24 protein-coding genes, 3 tRNA genes and 2 pseudogenes are annotated in these 23,926 nt (G+C 67.6%); 14 read left to right on the top strand and 15 right to left on the bottom strand.

The window, feature by feature from the left end:
* Positions 1-362, bottom strand: a pseudogene (locus AC1D2O_RS28555) (ABC transporter permease); the annotation flags it as partial.
* Positions 363-375: 13 nt separating this feature from the next.
* Entirely contained in the window at positions 376-1,326 is a 951-nt protein-coding gene (locus tag AC1D2O_RS28550; protein ID WP_478093584.1) for an ABC transporter permease, read from the bottom strand.
* Between the two features lie 63 nt (positions 1,327-1,389).
* Between AC1D2O_RS28550 and AC1D2O_RS28545 the strand changes: the two genes are divergently transcribed.
* Positions 1,390-1,692, top strand: coding sequence for a YfhL family 4Fe-4S dicluster ferredoxin (locus AC1D2O_RS28545; RefSeq protein ID WP_478093582.1), 303 nt, complete (start codon positions 1,390-1,392; stop codon positions 1,690-1,692).
* Here AC1D2O_RS28545 and AC1D2O_RS28540 read toward each other — a convergent pair.
* The 8 genes from AC1D2O_RS28540 to AC1D2O_RS28505 all read right to left on the bottom strand — a co-directional run bounded on the left by AC1D2O_RS28540 (position 1,689) and on the right by AC1D2O_RS28505 (position 8,112).
* A complete protein-coding gene (locus tag AC1D2O_RS28540; RefSeq protein ID WP_478093580.1) occupies positions 1,689-2,150 on the bottom strand; it encodes a hypothetical protein in 462 nt (153 codons plus the stop codon). The two genes, AC1D2O_RS28545 and AC1D2O_RS28540, sit on opposite strands and share 4 nt — an antisense overlap.
* Before the next feature lie 40 nt (positions 2,151-2,190).
* On the bottom strand, positions 2,191-2,823 hold the full coding sequence (gene pth, locus AC1D2O_RS28535; protein WP_478093578.1) for an aminoacyl-tRNA hydrolase: 633 nt from the start codon (positions 2,821-2,823) through the stop codon (positions 2,191-2,193).
* A gap of 80 nt (positions 2,824-2,903) precedes the next feature.
* The gene (locus AC1D2O_RS28530; RefSeq protein WP_478093576.1) at positions 2,904-3,560 is read right to left on the bottom strand and encodes a 50S ribosomal protein L25/general stress protein Ctc; all 657 of its coding nucleotides are present in this window, start codon (positions 3,558-3,560) and stop codon (positions 2,904-2,906) included.
* A gap of 129 nt (positions 3,561-3,689) precedes the next feature.
* Positions 3,690-4,664 (bottom strand): ribose-phosphate pyrophosphokinase, encoded by a 975-nt coding sequence (locus tag AC1D2O_RS28525; protein WP_286534710.1) that lies wholly within the window; start codon positions 4,662-4,664, stop codon positions 3,690-3,692.
* A 65-nt stretch (positions 4,665-4,729) separates the two neighbouring features.
* Positions 4,730-4,806, bottom strand: a tRNA-Gln gene (locus AC1D2O_RS28520).
* A 134-nt stretch (positions 4,807-4,940) separates the two neighbouring features.
* Entirely contained in the window at positions 4,941-5,831 is an 891-nt protein-coding gene (ispE, locus tag AC1D2O_RS28515) for a 4-(cytidine 5'-diphospho)-2-C-methyl-D-erythritol kinase (RefSeq protein ID WP_478158277.1), read from the bottom strand.
* On the bottom strand, positions 5,828-6,313 hold the full coding sequence (locus AC1D2O_RS28510; RefSeq protein WP_478158276.1) for a lipoprotein insertase outer membrane protein LolB: 486 nt from the start codon (positions 6,311-6,313) through the stop codon (positions 5,828-5,830). Before AC1D2O_RS28510 ends, ispE begins: the two co-directional genes overlap by 4 nt.
* The gene (locus tag AC1D2O_RS28505; RefSeq protein ID WP_478158275.1) at positions 6,310-8,112 is read right to left on the bottom strand and encodes a tetratricopeptide repeat protein; all 1,803 of its coding nucleotides are present in this window, start codon (positions 8,110-8,112) and stop codon (positions 6,310-6,312) included. Before AC1D2O_RS28505 ends, AC1D2O_RS28510 begins: the two co-directional genes overlap by 4 nt.
* Before the next feature lie 81 nt (positions 8,113-8,193).
* Between AC1D2O_RS28505 and mutM the strand changes: the two genes are divergently transcribed.
* The 3 genes from mutM (at position 8,194) to mutY (ending at position 12,231) form a co-directional block, all read left to right on the top strand.
* Positions 8,194-9,009 (top strand): bifunctional DNA-formamidopyrimidine glycosylase/DNA-(apurinic or apyrimidinic site) lyase, encoded by an 816-nt coding sequence (mutM, locus tag AC1D2O_RS28500; protein WP_478089367.1) that lies wholly within the window; start codon positions 8,194-8,196, stop codon positions 9,007-9,009.
* Positions 9,010-9,081: 72 nt separating this feature from the next.
* Positions 9,082-11,043, top strand: coding sequence for a dynamin family protein (locus tag AC1D2O_RS28495; RefSeq protein WP_478089368.1), 1,962 nt, complete (start codon positions 9,082-9,084; stop codon positions 11,041-11,043).
* 147 nt (positions 11,044-11,190) lie between these two features.
* Positions 11,191-12,231 carry an A/G-specific adenine glycosylase gene (gene mutY / locus AC1D2O_RS28490; protein WP_478089369.1) on the top strand — a complete coding sequence of 347 codons (1,041 nt, stop codon included), beginning with the start codon at positions 11,191-11,193 and terminating at the stop codon, positions 12,229-12,231.
* 16 nt (positions 12,232-12,247) lie between these two features.
* Here mutY and rapZ read toward each other — a convergent pair whose 3' ends face one another.
* The 3 genes from rapZ to AC1D2O_RS28475 are packed head-to-tail and all read right to left on the bottom strand — an operon-like array spanning position 12,248 to position 15,703.
* Complete coding sequence (gene rapZ / locus AC1D2O_RS28485) at positions 12,248-13,126, bottom strand: RNase adapter RapZ (protein WP_478089370.1); 879 nt, start codon at positions 13,124-13,126, stop codon at positions 12,248-12,250.
* The gene (recN, locus tag AC1D2O_RS28480) at positions 13,123-14,805 is read right to left on the bottom strand and encodes a DNA repair protein RecN (protein ID WP_478158274.1); all 1,683 of its coding nucleotides are present in this window, start codon (positions 14,803-14,805) and stop codon (positions 13,123-13,125) included. Before recN ends, rapZ begins: the two co-directional genes overlap by 4 nt.
* Position 14,806: 1 nt before the next feature.
* Positions 14,807-15,703, bottom strand: coding sequence for an NAD kinase (locus AC1D2O_RS28475; RefSeq protein ID WP_478089372.1), 897 nt, complete (start codon positions 15,701-15,703; stop codon positions 14,807-14,809).
* A 28-nt stretch (positions 15,704-15,731) separates the two neighbouring features.
* On the opposite strand from AC1D2O_RS28475, the gene hrcA reads away from it, so the two are divergent.
* The 3 genes from hrcA to AC1D2O_RS28460 all read left to right on the top strand — a co-directional run bounded on the left by hrcA (position 15,732) and on the right by AC1D2O_RS28460 (position 17,039).
* Complete coding sequence (gene hrcA / locus AC1D2O_RS28470; protein ID WP_478089373.1) at positions 15,732-16,745, top strand: heat-inducible transcriptional repressor HrcA; 1,014 nt, start codon at positions 15,732-15,734, stop codon at positions 16,743-16,745.
* A gap of 37 nt (positions 16,746-16,782) precedes the next feature.
* Positions 16,783-16,859, top strand: a tRNA-Ile gene (locus AC1D2O_RS28465).
* Between the two features lie 103 nt (positions 16,860-16,962).
* Positions 16,963-17,039: transfer RNA gene (locus AC1D2O_RS28460), tRNA-Arg, on the top strand.
* A 102-nt stretch (positions 17,040-17,141) separates the two neighbouring features.
* On the opposite strand, the pseudogene AC1D2O_RS28455 reads toward AC1D2O_RS28460, so the two are convergent.
* Both AC1D2O_RS28455 and AC1D2O_RS28450 read right to left on the bottom strand, forming a co-directional pair.
* Positions 17,142-17,543, bottom strand: a pseudogene (locus AC1D2O_RS28455) (Hsp20/alpha crystallin family protein).
* A 14-nt stretch (positions 17,544-17,557) separates the two neighbouring features.
* Positions 17,558-17,995: an Hsp20/alpha crystallin family protein gene (locus AC1D2O_RS28450; protein ID WP_478089374.1), complete on the bottom strand. Its 438-nt coding sequence runs from the start codon at positions 17,993-17,995 to the stop codon at positions 17,558-17,560.
* A 307-nt stretch (positions 17,996-18,302) separates the two neighbouring features.
* Here AC1D2O_RS28450 and AC1D2O_RS28445 point away from each other — a divergent pair, with 307 nt between their 5' ends.
* The 7 genes from AC1D2O_RS28445 to greB all read left to right on the top strand — a co-directional run bounded on the left by AC1D2O_RS28445 (position 18,303) and on the right by greB (position 23,924).
* On the top strand, positions 18,303-18,512 hold the full coding sequence (locus AC1D2O_RS28445; RefSeq protein WP_478089375.1) for a hypothetical protein: 210 nt from the start codon (positions 18,303-18,305) through the stop codon (positions 18,510-18,512).
* A gap of 266 nt (positions 18,513-18,778) precedes the next feature.
* On the top strand, positions 18,779-19,513 hold the full coding sequence (locus AC1D2O_RS28440) for an ABC transporter ATP-binding protein (RefSeq protein WP_478089376.1): 735 nt from the start codon (positions 18,779-18,781) through the stop codon (positions 19,511-19,513).
* On the top strand, positions 19,513-20,226 hold the full coding sequence (locus AC1D2O_RS28435) for an ABC transporter ATP-binding protein (RefSeq protein WP_478089377.1): 714 nt from the start codon (positions 19,513-19,515) through the stop codon (positions 20,224-20,226). Before AC1D2O_RS28440 ends, AC1D2O_RS28435 begins: the two co-directional genes overlap by 1 nt.
* Position 20,227: 1 nt before the next feature.
* Positions 20,228-21,097: a branched-chain amino acid ABC transporter permease gene (locus AC1D2O_RS28430; RefSeq protein WP_478089378.1), complete on the top strand. Its 870-nt coding sequence runs from the start codon at positions 20,228-20,230 to the stop codon at positions 21,095-21,097.
* Between the two features lie 3 nt (positions 21,098-21,100).
* Positions 21,101-22,126 carry a branched-chain amino acid ABC transporter permease gene (locus AC1D2O_RS28425; RefSeq protein ID WP_478158273.1) on the top strand — a complete coding sequence of 342 codons (1,026 nt, stop codon included), beginning with the start codon at positions 21,101-21,103 and terminating at the stop codon, positions 22,124-22,126.
* Positions 22,123-23,340 carry an ABC transporter substrate-binding protein gene (locus AC1D2O_RS28420; RefSeq protein ID WP_478158272.1) on the top strand — a complete coding sequence of 406 codons (1,218 nt, stop codon included), beginning with the start codon at positions 22,123-22,125 and terminating at the stop codon, positions 23,338-23,340. Before AC1D2O_RS28425 ends, AC1D2O_RS28420 begins: the two co-directional genes overlap by 4 nt.
* A gap of 29 nt (positions 23,341-23,369) precedes the next feature.
* The gene (gene greB / locus AC1D2O_RS28415) at positions 23,370-23,924 is read left to right on the top strand and encodes a transcription elongation factor GreB (RefSeq protein WP_478158271.1); all 555 of its coding nucleotides are present in this window, start codon (positions 23,370-23,372) and stop codon (positions 23,922-23,924) included.
* Positions 23,925-23,926 lie beyond the last annotated feature (2 nt).

Raw genomic sequence — 23,926 nt, 5'->3', positions numbered from 1 at the left:
ACCCAGCCGCGCCGCGCCGCCGCGAGCAGGCCCAGCGCGGTGCCGACCACGAGGCCGATGCCCACCGCGATCACGCCGACAAGGATCGACGCCCGGGCACCGACCAGCAGCAGCGAGGCGACATCGCGCCCTAAGGCGTCGGTGCCCAGCCAGTGCCTGGCCGAGGGCGCCTGCATCTTGTTGGCCATGTCCATCTCGTACGGCGACCAGGGCGTCCAGACCAGCGAGACGGCCGCGGCCAGGATCAGCAGCAGGCTCAGGACGGCGCCGATCGTGAAGCTGCGGTGGTGCAGCGCGCGGCGCCAGAAGCCCGGCACCTTGAAGGCGGCCGCGCTGGGTATGGTGGCGGGAGCGGTATTCATGTCAGCCCCACGCTCATATGTCGGATGCCTTGATGCGCGGGTCGATCACGGCATAGAGCACGTCGACCACGAAATTGACGATGACGACCATCGCGGCCAGCAGCATCACGCAGTTGCGCACCACGATCAGGTCGCGGTTGCTGATGGCCTGGAAGATCAGCCGGCCCAGGCCAGGCAGGTAGAACACATTCTCGACCACGATGGTGCCCGCGAGCAGCTCGGAGAACTGCATGCCCATCACCGTGATCACCGGGATCAGCGCATTGCGCAGCACGTGGCGCCAGAGCACGGCGCGCTGCGACACGCCCTTGGCGCGCGCGGTGCGCACGAAGTCCTCGCGCATCACCTCGAGCACCGCCGAACGCGTGATGCGCGCCAGGATCGCGGCCTGCACCACCGCCAGCGACAGCGCCGGCAGCAGCAGCGCCTTGAGCCCGGGCAGGATGCCTTCGCCCCAGCCCTCGAAGCCGCCGGCCGAGAACCATTGCAGCTGGACCGAGAACACCAGGATCAGCAGGATCGCGAACCAGAAGTTGGGGATCGCGATGCCGACCTGCGTCAACCCCATCAGCCCGACGTCGCCGAGCTTGTTGTGGCGGGCCGCCGCGGTCACGCCGACCACCAGCGCCAGCACGGTCGTGAAGGCCATCGCGAGCAGGGCCAGCGGCACGGTCAGGGCGAGGCGCTCGAGGATCAGGTCGAGCACCGGCGAACTGTAGGCATAGCTGTCGCCCAGTTCGCCCGTCAACAGGCCGCCGATCCAGTGCCAGTAGCGCGTCCAGGCCGGCTGGTCGAGCCCGAGCTTGGCGGCCAGCGCGGCCACCGCGTCGGGCGAGGCGTCCGGGCCCATGAGCATCTGCGCGGCGTTGCCGGGCAGGATCTCGAGGACCAGGAAGACGATGACCGAAGCACCGATCAGGGTGGCGATCAAGGTCAGGAAACGCTTGAAAAGAAACAGACTCATAGGGCGGGGCGCAGCATAACCCGACACGCAACGTCCATGCCCGAGTCGATCGATAATCGTTGAATGGCCCTGATGATCACCGACGAATGCATCAATTGCGATGTCTGCGAGCCGGAGTGCCCCAACGACGCGATCTACATGGGCGTGGAGATCTACGAGATCGACCCGCACAAGTGCACCGAATGCGTGGGCCACTTCGACGAACCGCAGTGCGTGCAGGTGTGCCCGGTTGCCTGCATCCCGACGCATCCGGAGCACGTCGAGACGCGCGAGACCCTGTGGCAGAAGTTCGAGCGTCTCGCCGCAGCGAAGGCGGCCAAGGCCGCGGCGGCGCAGGCGGGCCCGGCTGCCGCCTCGGCACCCTAGCTGTCCGCGTCGTTCGCGGCGCTTGAGTTGGAGCGCTTCTTCTTGCCCGGTACCGGCGGCTTCTGGACGCCCACGTACTGCGGGTCTTTCCTGGCCTTGCCTTTTTTCATCGCGCTTTCCCTGGGATTCGACGCGGCGTCCCGCGGGCGTGGCGCGTTGTCGATCAGGGCGGCTTGCCCGGGCCCTTGCGTCGCTTCCAGGCGCAGCCGGTCCCGCTCCATGCGCATCGCCTCGGCGCGGGCTTCGCGCGTCGCCCGGTCGGCGTCGTGTTTCTGCACCGCGCTGCGTGCGTCGTCGAGTTCGAGGGCCTGGCCCGCCTTGCAGGGCTGGTCCGTGTAGGTGTTGCCGCAGCGCCAGACGGAGGTTCCGCCCTCCGCCGCGATGGCGCCCCATTGGAGGCAGGCGCCCGCCAGCAGCAAGCTGCCCCGGGTCGCGATCCGTGCATGTGACAGTCTCATTGTTCTTGTCTCCCTTTCCTTCTTCTCTCTCTCGCTTCCGCTAGCCCGCGGCGGGTGCACCCCCGTCGCCGGGCTCGCGCCGCGGTGGTTTGGGGCGCGGCGGCTTGCTCGTGTGAATGAGCAGGGTCGCCTTGTCCATTTCGCCGGCCACCAGCGCCGGGAAGGCGTGCAGCGTGCGCACGATCGCGTCCTCGATGGCCTCGCGTTGTTCCTTCAGCGGCTTCTTCAGCACCCAGTTCACGACCTCGGACTTCACGCCCGGGTGGCCGATGCCGAGGCGCAGCCGCCAATAGTCGCCGGTGCCGAGTTGGGCGTGGATGTCGCGCAGGCCGTTGTGGCCGGCGTGGCTGCCGCCGAACTTCAGCTTGGCCTGTCCCGGGACCACATCGAGCTCGTCGTGGGCGACCAGGATCTCGTTCGGCTCGATCTTGAAGAAGCGCGCCAGCGCCGCCGTCGATTTGCCCGAGAGATTCATGAAGGTCTGCGGCTCGAGCAGCCAGAGCGGCTTGCCGCCGACCTGCGTGCGCGCCACCAGCCCGTGGTAGCTGCGCTCGGGGGACAGCGTGAGCTTGAGGTCGCGGGCGAGCGCATCGATCCACCAGAAGCCGGCGTTGTGGCGCGTGGCTTCGTATTCAGGGCCGGGGTTACCGAGGCCGACAAACAGCTTGATCATAAAAACGGATTGTGACTTGCGCCCGGGAAACGAAAACGGCCCGCACTGGGCGGGCCGTCGAAGCGCGATCGCGGGAAGAATTACTTCTTCTTCGCGGGCGCCTTGGCGTCGGCCTTGGCGGCGGGTGCGGCTGCGGCGCCTTCGGCACCTTCGGTGCCGGCTGCGGGCTCTTCAGCGACCAGCGGCGGCACGGCGGAAACCACCACCGGGTTGATCTTGCCGTGGCTCACGAACTTCACGCCCTTGGGCAGCTTGATGTCGTTGACGTGGACAGTGGCGTTCTTGGTCAGGCTGGAGAGGTCGACTTCGATGAACTCGGGCAGGTCGGCCGGCAGGCAGCTGACTTCGAGTTCGTTCATCACGTGGTTCACGAGGTTGTGGTCGAGCTTGACGGCGGTCGACTCTTCCTCACCCTTGAAGTGAAGCGGCACCTTGACCGTCATGCGGGTGCGGGCATCGACGCGCTGGAAGTCGATGTGCTGCACCAGCTGGCGGAACGGGTGGTATTGCACGTCGCGCAGCAGCACCTTGGTGGTGGTGCCGGCGAGTTCCATCTCGAGGATCGAGGCGTGGAAGGCTTCCTTCTTGAGGGCATGCCACAGCGCGTTGTGATCGATTTCGATCATCTGGGGCTTGCTTTCGCCACCGTAGACGATGCCGGGCGTCTTGCCCGTGATGCGGAGACGGCGGCTCGCACCCGTGCCCTGCTTGGCGCGCTCAAAAGCGACGAATTTCATAGTTAACTCCTGTGGAAGTCGACCGCGACCAGTGCGACTCCGGTTTCAAAAAGGGCTTCCGCTGCGGGAAGCCCGGCTTCTTTCTCGGAACAGGCTCGTCAAAACCTCAGAAGAGGCTTTGTCCAAATCTCAAAAGAGATTTTCCTGGTCCGAGAACAAACTCATCACCGACTCGCCCTTGGCGATGCGCTGGATCGTCTCGGCGATCAGCGGCGCCACGGACAGTTGGCGGATCTTGGTGCAGCCCAACGCAGCGTCGGACAGCGGGATGGTGTTCGTCACGACCACTTCGTCGAGCGCCGAGCCCTGGGCGATGCGCTCGATGGCGGGACCCGAGAAGATCGGGTGCGTGCAATACGCATACACCTTCTTGGCACCGCGTTCCTTCAGCACCTCGGCGGCCTTCACGAGCGTGCCGGCGGTGTCGATCATGTCGTCCATGATCACGCAGTTGCGGCCGTCGATCTCGCCGATCACATGCATGACCTCGCTCACGTTGGCGCGCGGACGGCGCTTGTCGATGATCGCGAGGTCGCAATTCAGCTGCTTGGCCAGCGCCCGGGCGCGAACCACGCCGCCGACGTCGGGCGAGACCACGATCAGGTCTTCGTAGTTCTTCTGCCGCAGGTCGCCCAGCAGTACCGGCGAGGCATAGATGTTGTCGACCGGGATGTCGAAGAAACCCTGGATCTGGTCGGCGTGCAGGTCCATGGTCAGCACGCGGGCCACGCCCACGGTCTCGAGCAGGTTGGCCACCACCTTGGCCGAGATCGGCACCCGGCTCGAACGCGGACGGCGGTCCTGGCGCGCATAGCCGAAGTACGGGATCACGGCACTGATGCGCTCGGCCGATGCGCGCTTGAGCGCGTCGACCATGATGAGCAGTTCCATCAGGTTCTCGTTGGTCGGCGCACAGGTCGACTGCACCACGAACACGTCGCGGGCACGCACGTTCTGATTGATCTCGACCGTGACTTCCCCGTCGGAGAAGCGGCCGACCCGGGCGGCCCCCAGCGAGGTGCCCAGGTTGTGCGAGATCTCGGCGGCAAGGCCCGGATTGGCGTTGCCGGTGAAAACCATGAAATCAGGGTGTTGAGCCTGCATGAGTGCGTCCCGGCAATGCGAAGTGGCTCTTTCGGGAGAGCCGCCAAAATTCTCGTGAATGAATTTGGCAGGGGAGAAAGGATTCGAACCTTTGCATGCTGGAATCAAAATCCAGTGCCTTAACCAGCTTGGCGACTCCCCTACACGGGTCGACGACCAATGTCGCCAACCGATATATGTCGCATCAATCCGCGTGAGCGGGTTGATCTACTTCATCAATCCGCGTGAGCGAACTGACCCGTTTCATCGAACCGTGTGAGCGATCCGATCTTAACTTCAGGCTGCCCAGCCCACGAGGGGATGAACGGCCAAGTTGCTGCACTTGCGAACCTGCCAGCCCTGGGGCGCCTCGGCGAGTTCCGCGTCATGCGGCATTGTCGCAAACACCGAACTTCCCGAACCGGTCATCCGGGCCTTGAGTCCTTGGCGACCGAGCCATTCGATGGCTTCGGTGACCGCGGGACAAAGCCGCTGGGCAACCGGCTGCAGATCGTTTCGACCAAATCCAGCAAAACCAAGAAAACCGGATTTACCGTTTTCATCAACTTGGCCTTGATGCGATTCGCTGTGTGCAGCAAAGCCAGAGATTATAGCAGTCGGTGTGGCGCGTTGCAGGTCCGGTGCAGTAAAAATTTGACGGGTATCGATTCCTTCGGGCGGTTTGACCACCGCGAAGCGCCCTGGCGGCAGGGTGACAGGGGTGATGATTTCCCCGATCCCCTCGACCCAGGCATTGCGTCCACGCAGGAAGAAGGGCACGTCGGCACCCAGTCCGAGACCGATCTGCTCCAGTGTCGAGAGCGGCAGGTTCAGGCCCCAGAGCCGGTTCAGGGCCAGCAGGCAGGTGGCGGCGTCGGAAGAACCGCCGCCCATGCCCGCCTGCGCCGGCACCTGCTTGGCGACGCCGATGTGGGCGCCGAGCGGCGTTTGCGCAGCCGATTGCAAGGCTCTGGCGGCGCGCACGATCAGGTCGTCGGCCGGCAGCGCCGTGGTGAGGTCTTCGCGCGTGATCGCGCCGTCGTCGCGCCTTTCGACATGCAGCGTGTCGCACCAGTCGATCAGCATGAAGACGGACTGCAGCAGGTGGTAGCCGTCGGCGCGCCTTCCCGTGATGTGCAGGAAGAGGTTGAGCTTGGCTGGCGCCGGGAGGTCGTAGATCGCCTTCATGCGCGCTCGAACACGATGCGCAGGTCGGCACGGGGCTGCGGCGACTCGCGCGTGGCCTGCAAGCGTCCGGCGGAGACCTGCGACAGGTCGGGCCGCCAGCCGGGCACCTGTTCGTCGCGGCCGGCCAGCCAGGCGAAGAGGGCGCCGACCGGGATCACCGCGCCGGTCGCGGCCTCGATCAGCGCATCGACCGAGTCGTAGCGGCGCGTCTCGCCGCCGTTCCTGAGCAGCGCCTCGCCGGGCGCCCAGTGGAGCTGGGCCAGGGTGCTGCCGATCGGGCTCGTGAGGATCAGCTCGCCGGCCTGCGGCGCGCCGCGCAGCTCGAACAGGGCCGAGAAGCTCTGGTTGGGGTCGCCGTCGACGCGCAGCGACAGGCGGCCGCTCCAGGCCGCGCGGCCGCCGCCGGCCGGGCCACCGGGGCTTGCGCAGCCGGCCAGCAGCAGGCCGGCCCAGCCGGCCAGCAGCGCCCTGCGCCGGTTCAAAGTTTCACGTGCAGGCGCTTGAGCGTTTCCTGCAGCGTCTCGTTGTCCGCATCCGCGAGCGACGCCTCTTTCCAGATGACCACCGCGCGGTCGCGCTGGCCGGCGGCCCACAGCACCTCGCCGAGATGGGCGCCGATTTCAGGGTCGGGGCGGCGCTTGTAGGCGTCCTCGAGGACGCGCAGCGCCTCGGCCGTGTTGCCCAGCCGGTACTCGACCCACCCCAGGCTGTCGGCGATGAACGGATCGTCGGGCGCCAGCTGCACGGCCTTCTGGATCAGCGTGCGGGCCTCCTCCAGCCGCACCTTGCGATCGGCCAGCGAATAGCCGAGCGCGTTGTAGGCGTTCTGGTTGTCCGGCTTGAGTTCGATCACGCGGCGCAGCAGGCGCTCCATCTCGTCGAGGCGGTTCAGCTTCTCGGCCACCATGGCCTGGTCGTAGATCAGGTCGGTGTCGGTCGGCGCTGCCGTGCTGGCCTGGGCCAGCATGTCGAACGCGGCCTGGTGCTGCTTGGCATCGCGCAGCAGCTGCACTTCGGTCAGGAACTTCTGCTTCTTCTCGTCCGCGGTGCGTTCGGGCAGGCTGCGCACCAGTTCGCGCGCCTCCGATAGCTTGCCCTGGCGCGCGAGCAGCGCGGCCCGCCGCGCCTGCGCGCCGATCAGGTCGTCGGTGCTGTCGATGCGGGCCAGCCAGCTTTCGGCGCCGGTGAAGTCCTTGCGCCGCTCCGACAGCTGCGCCATCAGCAGGTAGGCCTGGGTCAAGCCGCGCTCGCGGCCTTCGGGGTCGCGCAGCGTGGGCGCGAGCGAGATGAAGCGCTTGATCGAGGCCTCGGCCGCCTTGTCCTGGCGCGCCTGGGTCTGGAGGCTGCCGAGCAGCAACCAGGGTTCGGGCAATTCGGGTCGGGCCGCCGTGAGGGCCGAGAGTTCGGCCGAGGCTTCCGCGTAACGACGGCCTTCGACCAGCACCCGGGCGTAGGCGACACGCATCTCGGGCTGCGCCTTCGGCCCGGCGAGGTAGCGCTTGACGATCGGTTCGGCCAGCGGCTGGCTGGGGTCGATCAGGTCCAGCGCGACCAGGGCCGGCCCTTCCGCGGAGGGGTCCAGCTGCTGTCCCTTGATGGCGGCTTCGAGCGCGCCGGACGTGTCGCCAGCGCCGAGGCGCAGGCGGCCGACCGTGGCCCAGGCGGCGCCGCCGGTCGCGGGGCTCGCGAGTTCGTCGGCCAGCGCCTGTTCGACCACCGAGGCCGCGAGCTTCTTGTCCGTCGCCCTCGAATAGTTGCGCGCAATGACGGCCATCAGGAACGGCCGCTCGACCTGTGGCGTGGCGGCGATCTCCGCGCGCAGCGGTTCGACCGTGTCGGCGATGCGGTTCAGCGCGATCAGGATCTGGAGTTCGAAGCGGCGAGCCTCCCTCGAGTCGGGCAGCGTTTCCTTCCAGGCTCGGGCGGCTGCCAGGGCGGAGTCGCCCGAGCGCGCCTGCAGCGCGATCTCGACCGCGCGCTGGAACAGCTTGCCGTCACGCGCGCGCCGCGCCGCGTCGAGCACCAGTCCGTAGGCGGTCCCGGGGTCGGAGCGCGCGTTGAGCTCGCCCAGCAGCACCTCGTAGAACAGCTCGGCGGACATGGCCGAGGGTTGGGCGGGCGATGTCGCCTTGGCCGCCGCGGACTGCCCGGCAGGGTCGACAAGAGGTGCGGGGTTCGTGGGCGCTGCGGCAGGCGCTTCGGTCTGGCCCTGCGCTGCGAGCGCGATCAGAGCCAGGAAAGCGGCCGCCGCAAGACGGGATCGGCGAGGCAGGAAGGTCATCGAAGCCATAATAATCCAAGGCTTTTGCGCCATGTCGCGTGGGGCTTCAACGCCGGCGTGATTTGATGTCAGCCTTCTCACATGCCTGAACTCCCCGAAGTCGAAGTCACCCGCCGCGGAATCGCCGATCGCATCGCGGGCGCCCGCATCGATGCGGTGCGCCTCGGGAAGCCCCTGCGCTGGGCGCTGGCGGTCGAGCCTGGCGCACTCGTCGGGCGCACGGTGCGCGCCGTGCGCCGGCGCGGCAAGTACCTGCTGGTCGACCTCGACGCCGGCCTCCTGCTGCTGCACCTGGGCATGTCGGGCAGCCTGCGCTTCGACGCCGTGTTGCCCGCGCCGGGTGCGCATGATCACTTCGACCTGGTCACGAGCCGCGGCACGCTGCGGCTCAACGATCCGCGCCGCTTCGGCGCCGTGGTCTTCGTGGAGGACGAGGGTTCTCTGCTCGCACGCAAGCTGCTCGGCGGCCTGGGCATGGAGCCGCTCGGCGATGATTTCGATTTCGAGGCCTTCCACGCCGGCCTGCGTCGGCGCCGGGCGCCGATCAAGCAGGTGCTGCTGGCCGGCGACGTGGTGGTGGGCGTGGGCAACATCTATGCCTCCGAGGCGCTCTTTCTGGCCGGCATCCGGCCGACGCTGTCGGCTGCGCGGATCAGCCGGCCGCGTGCGCTGCGGCTGCATGCCGCGGTGCGCGACATCCTGGCGCGTGCGGTCGAGCGCGGAGGCAGCACCTTGCGCGACTTCTCGAACGTGGACGGCCAGAGCGGCTACTTCCAGCTCGAAGCCACTGTCTACGGCCGCAAGGGCGAGCCGTGCCGGGTCTGCGCGACACCGGTGCGGGCGATCCGGCAGGGCCAGCGCGTAACCTATTTCTGTCCTGTGTGCCAAAAGCACTGAATCGCGCGGGCGAATGACTTCCGTTGCGCGTGCCGATGCTATATTTTGTAAGTCGTCTTTACAAATCCTGCCTTGACCGATTCATTCAATCAGCAATTCGACAAGCACGGCGCTTGGCGGCGCAATTTTGCGCACCGGCTCAAGTGGCTGTCCCGCTGGCTGAATGAAAACGAGCTACTGAACCAGAGCGTGGCCGAGCGGCTGCGGGATCTGGAATCGCAGTTGCGAACCAGCAAGGTCATGGTCGCTTTCGTGGCCGAGTTCTCGCGCGGCAAATCCGAGCTGATCAACGCGATCTTCTTTGCCGGCTACGGCCGGCGGATCATGCCGGCCAGCGCGGGCCGCACGACCATGTGCCCGACCGAGCTGGGCTATGACGCTGCTTTTCCGCCGAGCCTGCGGCTGCTGCCGATCGAAACCCGGCTCGAAGCCCATTCACTGGCGCACTGGCGCGACGAGCCCGAACGCTGGACCGAGATCGCGATCGATGTCGAGAACGCCGAACAGCTGTCGGAGGCGATGAGCAAGGTCGCGGAAGTCCGCTGGGTGCCGCTGGCCGAAGCCCGTGCGCTGGGCTTCTGGAGCGACGACGTTCCCGACGACAACCCGGTGCCCGATTCGGACGGGCGGGTCGAGATTCCGCGCTGGCGCCATGCGGTGCTGAACATGCCGCATCCGTTGCTGGAGCAGGGGTTGGTGATCCTGGACACGCCCGGCCTCAACGCCATCGGCGCCGAGCCGGAGCTCACCGTGAGCCTGATTCCTCAGGCCCATGCGGTGGTCTTCATCCTGGGCGCGGACACCGGCGTGACGCGGTCGGACCTTTCCATCTGGCGCGAGCACCTGGTCACCGAAGGCGATCTCGCCGACACCCGGATCGTGGTGCTCAACAAGATCGACACCATGTGGGACATCCTGAGCACGCCGGCCCAGGTCGACGCCCAGATCCAGCGCCAGCGCAAGGGCGCCGCCGAGCTGCTCGGCGTGCCGCTGCCGCAGGTGCTGCCGGTGTCGGCGCAAAAGGGGCTGCAGGCCAAGATCCGCCGCGACGCGCCGCTGTTGCAGGCCAGCCGGCTGCCGGCGCTGGAGGCCGTGCTCGGCGAGGGCCTGCTCGGCAAGCGCGAGCTCATGCTGCGCCTGGCCGTCGACGCCGGCATCGTCGCGCTCAGGGCCGAGGCGGCGCGCATCCTCAACGTGCGCCAGCGCGACCTCTCCGAGCAGGCGCTCGAACTGCAGGGCCTGCGCGGCAAGAACGGATCGGTGATTCGCCACATGCGTACGCGCATCGAGCAGGAGCAGACCGAGTTCGAGGGCAGCAACGCCCGCATCCTGGCGCTGCGCTCGGTGCAGGGCAAGCTGCTGCGCGAGGTCTATGCGGTGCTCGGCAGCACCGCGCTGAAGGCCGACATGGCGCGGCTCGCGGCGGCCCTCAAGCGGCGCGGCCTCAAGTTCAGCGTGCGCAAGGTCTACGGCGAGACCTTCGACTCGCTGCGCAACAATCTGCGCGAGGTGCAGGCGACCAGCGCCGAGATCCAGGCGATGCTGCATGCGACCTTCCGCCAGCTCAATGCCGAGCACGGCTTCACGCTGCAGGCGCCGCCCGAGCCCGACCTGTCGGACTTCGAACAGCAGCTGAGCCAGATCGAACGCAGCCACCTCCATTACCTGAGCGTGGGCAACCTGCTCAAGCTGGCACAGCCGGACTTCTGCGACAAGCTGGTGCGCGCGCTGGCGAGCCGGCTGCGCGTGGTCAACGAGGCCGCGATGACCGAGGTGGAGCGCTGGAGCAAGGGGGCGGGCGCCCAGCTCGACGCGCAGCTCAAGGAAAGACGGCGCAATTTCACCAAGCGGATCGAGGCCGTCGAGCGCATCCAGGGCGCGGCAGGCAATCTCGACGAGCGCCTGTCGGAACTGGCGGCGCAGGAAGGCAGCCTCGGGGAACTGCACCGGCGCCTGCTCGAACTCACCACCTTGCTTGCCAGCAACGAAGCGCCGAACGCCCCGCCCGCGCGCGTCGAACTCAGTGCGGCTTGAATTTGCTCACCCCCAGGTTGGCTCACTTCGTGTAGCCGCCCACCCCCTCACTGGGGGCAACACCAGCGGCCCGGCGAAGCCGGTTCCGCGGTGTTTCTGGCTTTGAACGCGCCGGCTTCATGCGGCGCGGGTCGCGAGGCGGCTCGGATGCTGGCACCGGTTTTCGCGGAGCGCATCGTCGCCTGGCAGCGCAGCCACGGGCGCAGCGAGCTGCCGTGGCAGAACACCCAGGATCCCTACCGCGTGTGGCTGTCCGAAGTGATGCTGCAGCAGACGCAGGTCTCGACCGTGCTGGGCTACTTCGCGCGCTTCCTGGCGCGCTTCCCGTCGGTGGCGGCGCTCGCGGCAGGCACCGAGGACGAGGTGTTTGGACTCTGGAGCGGACTGGGCTACTACAGCCGTGCGCGCAACATGCATCGCTGCGCGCAGGAAGTGGTCTCGCGCTTCGGCGGCGAATTTCCGCGCACGGCGGCCGAGCTCCAGACCTTGCCCGGCATCGGCCGCTCGACCGCTGCGGCGGTCGCGGCCTTCTGCTTCGGCGAGCGGGTGGCGATCCTCGACGGCAACGTGAAGCGGGTGCTCACGCGATTGCTGGCCTTCGACGGCGACATGTCTTCCGCGGCCCAGGAGCGCCTGCTGTGGAACGAGGCCACCGAACTGCTGCCGCCGGCAAAGGATCGGCCCGGCATCGCCCGCTACACCCAGGGGCTGATGGACCTGGGCGCCACGGTCTGCCTGCCGCGCAAGCCCAGTTGCATGATCTGCCCGGTCAGCGACCTGTGCGCAGCACGCGAACAGGGCGCGCCCGAAAGCTATCCGGTCAAGACGCGCAAGCTGCGGCGCAGTTCCCAGTCGCTGTGGATGTTGCTGGCCCGGGACGCCCAAGGGCGCGTGTGGCTGGAGAAGCGGCCGTCGCGCGGCATCTGGGCCGGGCTCTACTGCCTGCCGATCTTCGAGAGCCGTGCCGCACTGCTGGAAACGCTGGCCGCCCGGGACCGCGCCAACGCCCGCGACGACGTCGCCTTTCTGCACGTGCTCACGCACAAGGATCTGCATCTGCATCCGGTTGGCGTCGACAGCCGCGGCACCACGCCGACGGCCGGAGCAGGCGACTGGTTCGCCACCGGCGAGTGGACCGCGCTGGGGCTGCCCGCGCCGGTGCGCAAGCTGATCGCCCAGGAGGGTTAGGGCCTGTGAACAGGCCCTAGATTCCGTCGAGCTCGCGGTGCCGCTTGAGCGCGGCCCAGCGGGCGCCGAAGCCGCGCGCCAGCTGCTCCACCAGGAACACCGAGCGGTGCTGGCCGCCGGTGCAGCCGATGGCCACGGTGACGTAGCTGCGATGGTCGCGCGCCAGGGCGTCGAGCCAGCGGCCCAGGAACTGCTCGATGTCGCCGTACATCCGGGCCACGTCTTCGTCCTCGCGCAGCCACTCGATCACGGGCGCATCGCGTCCGGTCAGCGCCCGCAGCGCCGGCACGTAGTGCGGGTTGGGCAGCATGCGGACGTCGAACACGAAGTCGGCGTCGAGCGGCACGCCGCGCTTGAACGCGAAGGACTCGAACACCAGCGTGAGCGCGCTCTCGGGGGCCGAGATCAGCGCCTTGACGTAGCTCTGCAGCTGGGCCGGGCGAATGATGCTGGTGTCGACGACGTCGGCGCCGTCGCGCAGGTCCGCCAGCAGTTCGCGCTCGAGCTCGATCGCCTGGATCAGGACGCGCTGCTGCTCCGGCGCATCGGTGGTGCGGCCTTCCTGGCGCGACAGCGGGTGCCGGCGCCGGGTCTCGGAATAGCGGCGCACCAGCGCATCGGTGGTGGCGTCGAGGAACAGCGAGCGCAACGACACGCCCTGCTGCCGCAGGCCTTCGAGCTGGTGCGGCACCAGCGGCAGCGAGACGCCGCTTCGCACGTCCATCGCGATCGCGACCTTGGCCGCCTGCTGTTGCTGCTGCAGCGCGATGAAAGGCGAGAGCAGCTCGGGCGGCAGGTTGTCGACGCAGTAGTAGCCGGCGTCTTCGAGCGCGTGCAGGGCGACGGACTTGCCGGAGCCCGACATGCCGGTGATCAGTACGAGTTCAAGGCTCATGACGCCGCCGCCGTCGCCTTCTGCCCCAGCATCTCGCGCGCATGCGCCAGCGAAGTGCGGGACACGCGTTCGCCGCCCAGCATGCGGGCGATTTCCTGCGCCCGGCCTTCGTCGTCGATTGCCGCGACGCTGCTCTCGGTGCGCGCGGCGTCCTGGCCCTTGGCGGCGGTCTGGCGCTTGGCGACCACGAGGTGGTGGTCGGCGCAGGCCGCCACCTGCGGCAGGTGGGTCACGGCCAGCACCTGGCGGTCGCGGCCGAGCTGTTTCATGAGCCGGCCGACGGTTTCGGCCACGGCGCCGCCGACGCCCGCATCGACCTCGTCGAAGATCAGGGTCTGGGCGGCGCCGAGCTCGCTGGTCGTCACCGCGATGGCCAGGGCGATGCGCGAGAGTTCGCCGCCGGAGGCCACCTTGCCGATCGAGCGCGGCGTGCTGCCGGCATGTCCGCTGACCAGGAAGGCGATGTCTTCGAGGCCCGAACGGCTCGGTTGTGCGAAGGGCTGCAGCGCGACCTCGAAGCGGCCGCCCTTCATGCCGAGTTCCTGCATGGCCTGCGTGACTGCCTGCGCGAGCTTGGGCGCGGCCTGCTTGCGGGCCTTGGCGAGCGCCTTGGCCTCTTTCAGGTAGATCTGCTGCGCCGATTGCTCGGCGCGTTCGAGCGCCTCGAGATCGCTCTGGGCATCGAGCGCCTTCAACTCGGCCTGCCAGCCGGTGAACAGCGCCGGCAGCTCGGCCGGTGTGCGCCTGTAGCGGCGGGCCAGCGACATCCACAGGCCCATGCGTTCGTCCAGCTCGGCCAGCCGCTCGGGGTCGGTGTCGGCCTGGCGCAGGTAGCTGTGCAGCGAATGCGCGGCGTCCGAGGCCTGGGCCACGCTGGAGGCGAGCACTTCGCCCAGCGCCTTGAATTCCGGCTCGATGTGCTCGCAGTTCTGCAGCAGCGCGAGGGCGCGGGCCAGCGCAGCCAGGGCGCCGCTGTCGTCGTCCTCGAGCGCGCTGCTGGCGCCCTCGGCTGCATCGATCAGTGCCTGGGCGTTGGAGATGCGGCTGTGGCTGGCGGTGAGTTCTTCCCACTCGTCCTCGCCCGGCGCCAGCTTGGCGACCTCGGCCACCTGCCATTGCAGGCGCTCCCGTTCGCGCTGCAGCGAGTCCTGGGCCGAGCGGGCAGTCTCGAGCGCGGCGATCGCCTGGCGCCAGCCTTGCCAGGCCGTCTCGAGCGCGCCGGTGTCGACGCCGGCATAGGCGTCGAGCAGGCCGCGCACGGCTTCCGGCCGCGTCAGGCTTTGCCAGGCGTGCTGGCCGTGGATGTCGAGCAGGCGGTCGCCGAGCTCGCGCAACTGGGTGGCGGTGGCCGGACTGCCGTTGATCCAGCCGCGGCTGCGGCCCTGGAGGTCGACCGTGCGGCGCAGCAGCAGGACATCACCGCCCTCGAAGCCGCCTTCCTCCAGCCAGTCGGCCAGGCCCGGGTCGGTGTCGAATTCGACGCTCACGTCCAGCCGCTCGGCGCCTTCGCGCACCGCGCCGGCATCGGCCCGGTTGCCGAGCGCCAGCTGCAGCGCGTCGATCAGGATGGACTTGCCGGCACCGGTCTCGCCGGTGAGCACCGTGAAGCCGCCGGCCAGATCGAGCTCGAGCGCATGCACGATCACGAAATCCCGCAGCGCAATGCGCCTCAACGCCATCTCAAGATCCCCCTTCGTTCCAGTGCAGTTTGCGGCGCAAGGTGTCGAAGTAGCTCCAGCCCTTGGGATGCAGGAAGCGCACCCGGTAGTCGGAGCGGCGCACCATCACCTTGTCGCCGATGGCCAGCGTGGCCAGCGATTGCATGTCGAAATTGGCGCTGGCGTCGCGCCCGCCGACCAGTTCGATCGTGACCTCGTCCGCGTCCGGCAGCAGCAGCGGCCGGTTCGACAGCGTGTGCGGCGCGATCGGCACCAGCACCCAGCCCCGCACCGCGGGATGCAGCAGCGGCCCGCCGGCCGACAGCGCATAGGCGGTCGATCCGGTGGGGGTCGCGATGATCATGCCGTCGGCGCGCTGGTTGGCGACGAAATGGGCGCCCACCGTGACCCGCAGCTCGACCATGCCCGAGGTGGCGCCGCGATTGACCACCACGTCGTTCATTGCCAGGGTGTCGAACACCGATTCGTCGCCGCGCATCACCCGCGCCTTCATCAGCGTGCGCAGGTCTTCCTCGTAGTCGCCGGCCAGCATCGGGATCAGCGTCGCCTGGTAGTTGTCGAGCGAGATGTCGGTGATGAAGCCGAGCCGGCCGCGGTTGATGCCGATCAGCGGCACGTCGTGCGGCGCGAGCTGGCGACCGATGCCGAGCATGGTGCCGTCGCCGCCGACCACCAGGCCGAGCTCGCACTGCTGGCCGATTTCTTCCACCGTCAGCGCGGGATAGGGGCCGGTTTCGACGGCGTCGGATTGCGACTTCTCGACGAACACCTTGCAGCCCTGCGATTCGAGGAAGGCGCCGATGCCTTCCATGATGTCGTCCTGCGCGCCGCATTGCGCCCGGGCGCCGGAGGCCTGGTATTTACCGATCAGTGCGACATGCCGAAAGCGGGAGCTCATTCACAAATTACAACATTAAAATCATTCGATGCTGGACGACCGTGCCAAGTTGCTGCTGAAGACTCTCGTCGAGCGCTACATCGCCGACGGGCAGCCCGTGGGATCGCGCACGCTTTCCCGTGCGCCGGGGCTGGACCTGTCGCCGGCGACCATCCGCAACGTGATGTCCGACCTCGAGGTGCTCGGGCTGATCGCAAGCCCCCACACTTCCGCGGGTCGCATTCCGACCGCCCGCGGCTATCGGCTGTTCGTCGACACCATGCTGACCGCGCAGCACGAGCAGTTCACCTCGGCCTCGGCGCCGAGCCTGGCGCCCGACCAGCCGCAGAAGGTGATCACGAACGCCGCCCACTTGCTGTCGAACATGTCGCAGTTCGTCGGCGTGGTGATGGCGCCGCGGCGTGCCTCGGTGTTCCGGCAGATCGAGTTCCTGCGGCTGGCCGACCGCCGTCTGCTGGTGATCATCGTCGCGCCCGACGGCGACGTTCAGAACCGGGTGATATTCCCCGAGGTCGACTACTCGCAGTCGCAGCTGGTCGAGGCGTCGAACTACATCAATGCCCACTTTGCCGGCTTGACGATCGAGCAGGTGCGCGACCGCCTGCAGTCCGAGGTCGAGCAATTGCGCGGCGAGATCGCGGCGCTGATGCAGGCCGCCGTGCAGGTCAGCTCCGAGGTCATGACCGAGGCCCAGGACGAAGTCGTGATCGCGGGCGAGCGCAACCTGCTGGCGGTGACCGACTTCTCCAGCGACATGAGCCACCTGCGGCGCGCCTTCGAGCTGTTCGAGCACAAGACCCAGCTGATGCGCCTGCTGGATGTCTCGAGCCAGGCGGAGGGCGTGCGCATCTTCATCGGCGGCGAAAGCCAGGTGGTGCCCTTCGACGACCTGTCGATCGTCAGCGCGAACTACGAGGTCGACGGACAGGTGGTCGGCACGCTGGGGGTCATCGGTCCCACGCGGATGCCGTATGAGCGCATGATCCAGATTGTCGACATCACCTCGAAGCTGGTCACCAACGCGCTGAGCCACCGCAAGTAGGGCACGGCGTCGCGGCCCACTAGAATCCGGGGCGCGTGGGCCGTTAGCTCAGTTGGTTAGAGCAGCGGACTCATAATCCGTTGGTCCCTGGTTCAAGCCCAGGACGGCCTACCAGGCATTCATTGAAGTTCAGGTCTGCTCCCGCGCTCGGTCTTTTGCAAAACAAAAACCGATGCGTCGACAGATACCGAAAATTGGCGCTATAATCGAAAGCTGTGCGGCTGTAGCTCAGTTGGATAGAGTACTTGGCTACGAACCAAGGGGTCGTGGGTTCAATTCCTGCCAGCCGCACCACTCTCTTAAAGGGTTAGGACGTTCACGCGTCCTAACCCTTTTTCTTTTGCGCGACTTCTTGCGCGACGGCGACCTGTCTTTCGCCTCGTCGCGGCCGGGCGCTCAGGTCACGTCGACATTGATGCGTCGCGGTTGAGCGTGTTCCGTCTTTGGAATCCGCAGCTTGAGCACGCCCTGCACCAGCTCCGCCGAGATCTTCTCGGTGTCGAGTTCCTTGCTCAGCGTGAAGACCCGATGGAAGCGGCCGAGGCCGACTTAGGTGTGGCTGGACTGCAGCCCTTCGGGCACCGCCATGTCGATCTCCCCTTCGATCGTCAGCGAATCGGATTCGACGTTCAGGTGCAGCTTGTCGCGCGGCACGCCGGGCAGGTCGGCGTACAGCGTGATGCCGGCGCTGTCCTCGATCACGTCCACGGGGGGCGTGAGGGCGGCCTCGGCGTAGCGCCGCTCGTCCTTGCGCGCGACCACGTCGGAGGACTTGTTTCTCTTCTGGATGTCGTTCATGGCTGTTCTCCCGATCATTGGATGGCGATGCGTCGCGGCAAGGCGGAGGCGCGGCGCTGGACGGTGATGTGGATGACGCCGTCCCGCGCCTTGGCCTCGACCGCCTCGGGGTCGGCGTCGTCGGGCAGGCTCAGCACCCGGCGGAAGGTGCCCTCGAAACGCTCGTTGATGTGCAGCGTCTCCTTGCCGCCGGGCTGCGGCGCCGCACTCTGGCGCTCGCCGGCGATGCTGAGGATGCCTCGGTCGAGGTTGATCTCGAGCGTCGCGGGATCGACGCCCGGCGCCAGGACATAGATTTCGACCGTCTTGGCCGTGCCACCGACGTTGAGAGCAGGGAAAGCGCTGCGGCCGAAGCCGCGGATGGTGGGAGAGAGGTCGAAGGCCTGCTGCATCTCGCGCTGCAGGCGATCCATCTCCGCGAACATGTCGCGTGAAAAAAGGGATCGATACATGGCGCATACCTCCATTCAGGGTTGAGGTGGGCGCTGGAGGCGTCTCCAGCGCTTCCGGATTGGAAACTAGGATCGGCTTGCGAAACTTCAAGGGATGACCCGGCCAAACTTGCTCAGGGCGTCACAGAACGCGCTGGCGCGCCGCTTGGGGCGAGTCGGCAATGCGGCAGGTGTAACCGCGAGCCGCAAGCAACATTACCGCCGCCGTGGGCGCCCTGTGACTGCGGGCAACCGGACGCCCATAATCCGACCCTCGGCCAAGCCAGGGGCCGCTTTCATATGCCTGGCGTTCATTGGGGCGACCACGATGAGTTCATTGCAAAAGTTCCTGCCGGCCTCCGAGCCCGCACGCAGCGAGGCCCTGGCCCAGCTGAAGAAGACGCACCATGCGCCGCGGCATCTCGTCCGGGGCGTCGCGCGCGGCGCCTTCGGAAAACAGGCGTCGGCAGTTCAGCAAGACCAGGAACAGGAAATCGTCCCGCAGGGCGAATCGCCGTCGGAACCGCAAGTGGGCTGAGCGCCGCACCTGATCCGACCTCCGACCCGGTCCCGCGCCGTCGCGACCCCCGCGATGGCGCAGCCGCGGGCGGCGGCTGCGCACGGGCAAGGGTAAAGCCGGGCTTTCCGATCCTTCAAACGCCGGTATCTTTTGTATCCAGTGGCATCTAGACGCAAGTCCGGGTGCAGGCTGGGCCGAGGTCGGCCGCGGCCCCACCGTGCAAGGAGTCGGCCATCGCCTCGCCTGCCCACCGTGCCGATCTGTTGCGCGTCGAAGGTGTCACCGTGCGTTTCGGTGGCATCACGGCGCTCGACAAGGTGTCGTTTTCGGTGCCGGAGGGCCACATCGTCGGCCTGATCGGCCCGAACGGCGCCGGCAAGACCACGCTCTTCAACTGCCTGTCGCGGCTTTACGCCTTCAGCGAGGGCAGCATCTCGTTCGAGGGCCGCTCGCTGGTCGAGACGCCGGCGCACGGCATCGCGGCGATGGGCATCGGCCGTACCTTCCAGAACCTCGCGCTGTTCCGGACCATGACCGTGCGGCAGAACATCCTGCTGGGCGGCCACTGCCGCACCCGCAGCGGCTTCTTCGCCAACGCCTTGCGGCTGCCGGGGGTGCGGCGCGAGGAACAGGTGCTCGAAGCCCATGCCGACCAGCTGGTCGGCCTGCTCGACCTCGGCGCCGTGGCCGGCACGCGCGTGATGGACCTGCCCTTCGGCACCCAGAAGCGCGTCGAGCTGGCCCGGGCGCTGGCGAGCCAGCCCAAGCTGCTGCTGCTCGACGAGCCGGCCGGCGGCCTGAACCACGAGGAGGTCGGCAGGCTGATGGCGTTGCTGCGCGAAGTGCGCGCGCGGCTCCAGCTCACGATGCTGCTGGTGGAGCACCACATGAACCTCGTGATGCGGGTGTCCGACAAGGTGGTGGCGCTGGATTTCGGCCGCATCATCGCCGACGGCTCGCCGGCCGAGGTGCAGGCCAACGCCGAGGTGATCCGCGCCTACCTGGGGGACGCCGGCTGATGGCCCGCCTGCTCGAAGTCCGTGGACTGCGCGCGCAGTACGGCGCGAGCCAGGTGCTGCACGGCATCGACTTCGACGTCGAGGAAGGCGGCATCACGACCATCCTCGGCGCCAACGGCGCCGGCAAGACGACCACCTTGCGCGCGGTCTGCGGCATGGTCAAGACCGAAGGCGAGATCCACTTCGCCGGCCACCGCATCGAAGGCCGCGCGACCGAGTCCATCGTGCGCCTGGGCGTGGCCCACGTGCCCGACGGGCGCGGCACCTTCGTCGCGCTGAGCGTCGAGGAGAACCTGCGCCTGGGCGCCTACACGCGCCGCGACAAGGCCGAGGTGGCGGCCGATTTCGAACGCATCTACAACCACTTCCCGCGGCTCAGGGAGCGCCGCCTCCAGCAGGCCGGCACCCTCTCGGGCGGCGAGCAGCAGATGCTCGCCGTCTCGCGCGCCCTGATGCTGCGGCCCCGGCTGCTGCTGCTGGACGAGCCCTCGTTCGGCCTGGCGCCGCGCATCGTGCAGGAGCTGTTCGAGATCCTGCGCGAGATCAATGCCAGGGAACGCGTGAGCATGCTGCTGGTGGAGCAGAACGCGGCGCTGGCGCTGCGGCTGGCCGACCATGCCTACCTGCTCGAAACCGGCCGCGTCGTGATCTCGGGCAGCGCCGAAACCGTGCGCAACGACGAAGCGGTGCGGCGCTCCTACCTCGGATATTGAAATGAACCTGCTGCTGCACCAGGTGCTCTCCGGACTCGCCACCGGCGGCATCTATGCCAGCGTGGCGCTGGCGCTGGTGATGATCTACCAGGCCACGCACCTGGTGAACTTCGCCCAGGGCGAACTCGCGATGTTCTCCACCTATATCGCCTGGAGCCTGATGCAGGCCGGCATGCCGTACTGGGCGGCGTTCTTCGCCACGGTGGCGGTCGCCTTCGTGCTCGGCGTGCTGATCGAGCGCATCGTCGTGCGGCCGGTCGAGAGCGCGCCGATTCTTTCGGTCGTGATCGTCTTCATCGGCCTGCTGGTGATCCTCAACAGCCTCGCGGGCTGGATCTTCAGCTACACGATCAAGCCCTTCCCGAGCCCGTTCCCGACCGAGCCGCTGTTCGGCAATCGCTTCATGTCCTCGCACGAGCTGGGTTCGATCGGCATCACGCTGGCGGTGCTGGCGCTGGTGTTCGTTTTCTTCCGCTACACGCCGCTCGGCCTGGCGATGCGCGCGGCGGCGCAGAACCCGGACTCGAGCCGGCTGGTGGGCATCCGCGTCGGCTGGATGCTGGCCCTGGGCTGGGGCCTGGCGGCGGCGATCGGCGCCATCGCCGGCATCATGGTCGCGCCCGCCGTGTTCCTCGAGCCGAACATGATGGCCGGCATCCTGCTGTATGCCTTCGCCGCCGCCCTGCTCGGCGGCATCGACAGCCCGGGCGGCGCGGTGCTCGGCGGCTTCATCGTCGGCGTGCTCGAGAACCTGGTCGGCGCCGTGCTGGGCACCGAGCTCAAGCTGACGGTGGCGCTGGTGCTGATCGTCGGCGTGCTGGTGATCCGGCCGTCGGGGCTGTTCGGCAAAGTCAACGTCACGCGGGTCTGAACCATGACCGAGCCGCACGCGCCCACCCGCAAGCCATCGACCAGGCTTCGCCTGGTCGGCCTGCTGCTGCTGGCCGTGGTGGCCTGCGCGCTGCCCTTCCTGGTCAGCAACTACCGGGTGTTCCAGTTCACGCTGGCGCTGGTCTATGCCATCGCGCTGCTCGGGCTCAACATGCTCACCGGCTACAACGGCCAGATCTCGCTCGGCCACGGCGCCTTCTACGCCATCGGCGCCTACGTCGCGGCGATCCTCATGGACCAGTTCGGCGTGCCCTACTGGCTCACGCTGCCGGCCGCCGGCGCGGTGTGCCTGCTGGCCGGTTTCCTGTTCGGCCTGCCGGCGCTGCGGCTCGAAGGGCTCTACCTGGCGCTGGCGACCTTCGCGCTCGGCGTGGCGATGCCGCAGATCCTCAAGTACAAGCATCTGGAGCACTGGACCGGCGGCGCGCAAGGCATCGTGATCGTCAAGCCCGAGGCGCCCGAGTGGACCGGGCTCACCCAGGACCAGTGGCTCTACTTCGTGGTGCTGGGGGTGCTGATCGTGATGTTCGTCCTCGCCTGGAACCTGCTGCGCGGCCGCATCGGACGCGCGATGGTGGCGATCCGCGACCAGCCGATCGCGGCCCAGGCGATGGGGGTCGACACCGCCATGGTCAAGTCGTTGACTTTCGGCGTCTCCGCGATGTACACCGGTGTTGCGGGGGCGCTGGGGGCGATCGTGGTTCAGTTCGTCGCGCCGGACTCGTTCAACATCTTCCTCTCGATCACGCTGGTGGTGGGTGTGGTGATCGGCGGCCTGGCATCGATCCAGGGCGCGATCTACGGCGCGCTGTTCATCCAGTTCATACCGAACGTCGCCGACCAGATCTCGAAAGCCGCACCGTGGGCGATCTACGGCGTTTTTCTGATCGTCTTCATGTACGTGATGCCCACCGGGGTGGCCGGGCTGGTCCGCATCGTCGCCGGCCGCTTCAGGCTGCGGCGCGAGCGACTACGGAGTTCATCGTTGACACAGAAGGAGACATCATGAAATTCAGTCCCTACCGTCGCGCAACCCTGCTCGCCGCGGCCCTGGCCGTCGTTGCCGCACCGGCGCTGGCGCAGAAGAAATACGGGCCCGGTGTCACCGACACCGAGATCAAGCTCGGCCAGACCATGCCCTACAGCGGACCGGCCTCGGCCTACGGCACCATCGGCAAGCTCCAGCAGGCCTATTTCGGGATGATCAACGAGCAGGGCGGCATCAACGGCCGCAAGATCAACCTGATCAGCCTCGACGACGGCTACAGCCCGCCGAAAGCGGTGGAGCAGGTGCGCCGGCTGGTCGAACAGGACGAGGTGCTGGCGCTGTTCCAGACGCTGGGCACGCCGAGCAACTCGGCGATCCACAAGTACGTGAACGCGAAGAAGGTGCCGCACCTGCTGCTGGCCACCGGCGCCACCAAATGGGCCGACCCCAAGAACTTTCCGTGGACGCTGGGCTTCAACCTGAGCTACCAGTCCGAAGGCCAGATCTACGCCAAGTACCTGATGAAGGAGAAGCCCAACGCGAAGATCGCGATCCTTTATCAGAACGACGACTACGGCAAGGACCTGCTCAAGGGCGTGAAGGACGGCCTGGGCGCGAAGGGCGCCAAGATGGTGGTCGCCGAAGCCAGCTACGAAGTGACCGACCCGACGGTCGACTCGCAGATCCTCACGCTGCAGAACTCCGGCGCCGACACCTTCATCGACATCACGACGCCGAAGTTCTCCGCCCAGGCCATCCGCAAGTCCTTCGACTCGGGCTGGAAGCCGCTGCACATCATCAACAACGTCGGCGCCTCGGTGGGCTCGGTGCTGGCGCCGGCCGGACTCGACAAGTCGACCGGCCTGCTCACGCTGCAGTACTACAAGGACCCGAACGACCCGCAGTGGAAGGACGACCCGGCGATGCTCGAATGGCGCGCCTTCATGGGCCGCTACTACAAGGAGGGCGACCCGAAGGACGCCTCCAATCTGTACGCCTACCTGGCGGCGCAGATCATGGTCCAGATCCTCAAGCAGTGCGGCAACGATCTCACGCGCGAGAACGTGATGAGGCAGGCGGCCAACATCAAGAACCTGAAGCTGCCGCTGCTCCTGACGGGCATGTCGCTGAACACCACGCCGACCGACTTCTTCCTGGTCAAGCAGGGGCAGCTGGCGCGCTTCACGGGCACGCAATGGCAGGGCTTCGGCGAGGTGCTGAGCACCACCGACTGAGCTTTTCGCTGTGATACAACCATCGGAGCATGAGCAAGGCATTCACGAAGGAAAGCGACGCGGACGACGACGAGGGCGCAGCGCTGCCGCCGTTGCCCGCGGGCGGCAAGAACTACATGACGCCGGCCGGCTATGGGCGGCTGCGCGCGGAGTTGCTCGACCTCATGGACAACGAGCGGCCGAAGGTGGTCGAGGCGGTGCATTGGGCGGCCAAGAACGGCGATCGCTCCGAGAACGGCGACTACCTCTACGGCAAGAAACGGCTGCGCGAGATCGATCGCCGCATCCGCTTCCTGACCAAGCGGCTCGAGGTGGCGGAGGTGACCGACCCCTCGGTGCACCATGGCAGCGACCAGGTGTTCTTCGGCTCGACCGTGCGCTATGCGGACGAGAACGGCGAGGAACGCGAGGTCACCATCCTCGGCATCGACGAGGCCGACAGCGCCCAGGCGCAGGTCAGCTGGATCTCGCCGATCGCGCGGGCGCTGCTCAAGGCCAGGGAGGGCGACGTGGTCAAGCTGGCGACGCCCGGCGGCGTGCACGAGATCGAGGTGCTGTCGGTCAGCTACCCTGCGCCGACTTGAAG

This window comes from Variovorax sp. P1_G12 (genome assembly GCF_056405555.1).
The sequence above is the reverse complement of the archived record's forward strand: the minus strand, read 5'-3'. Positions and strand labels throughout refer to the sequence as shown.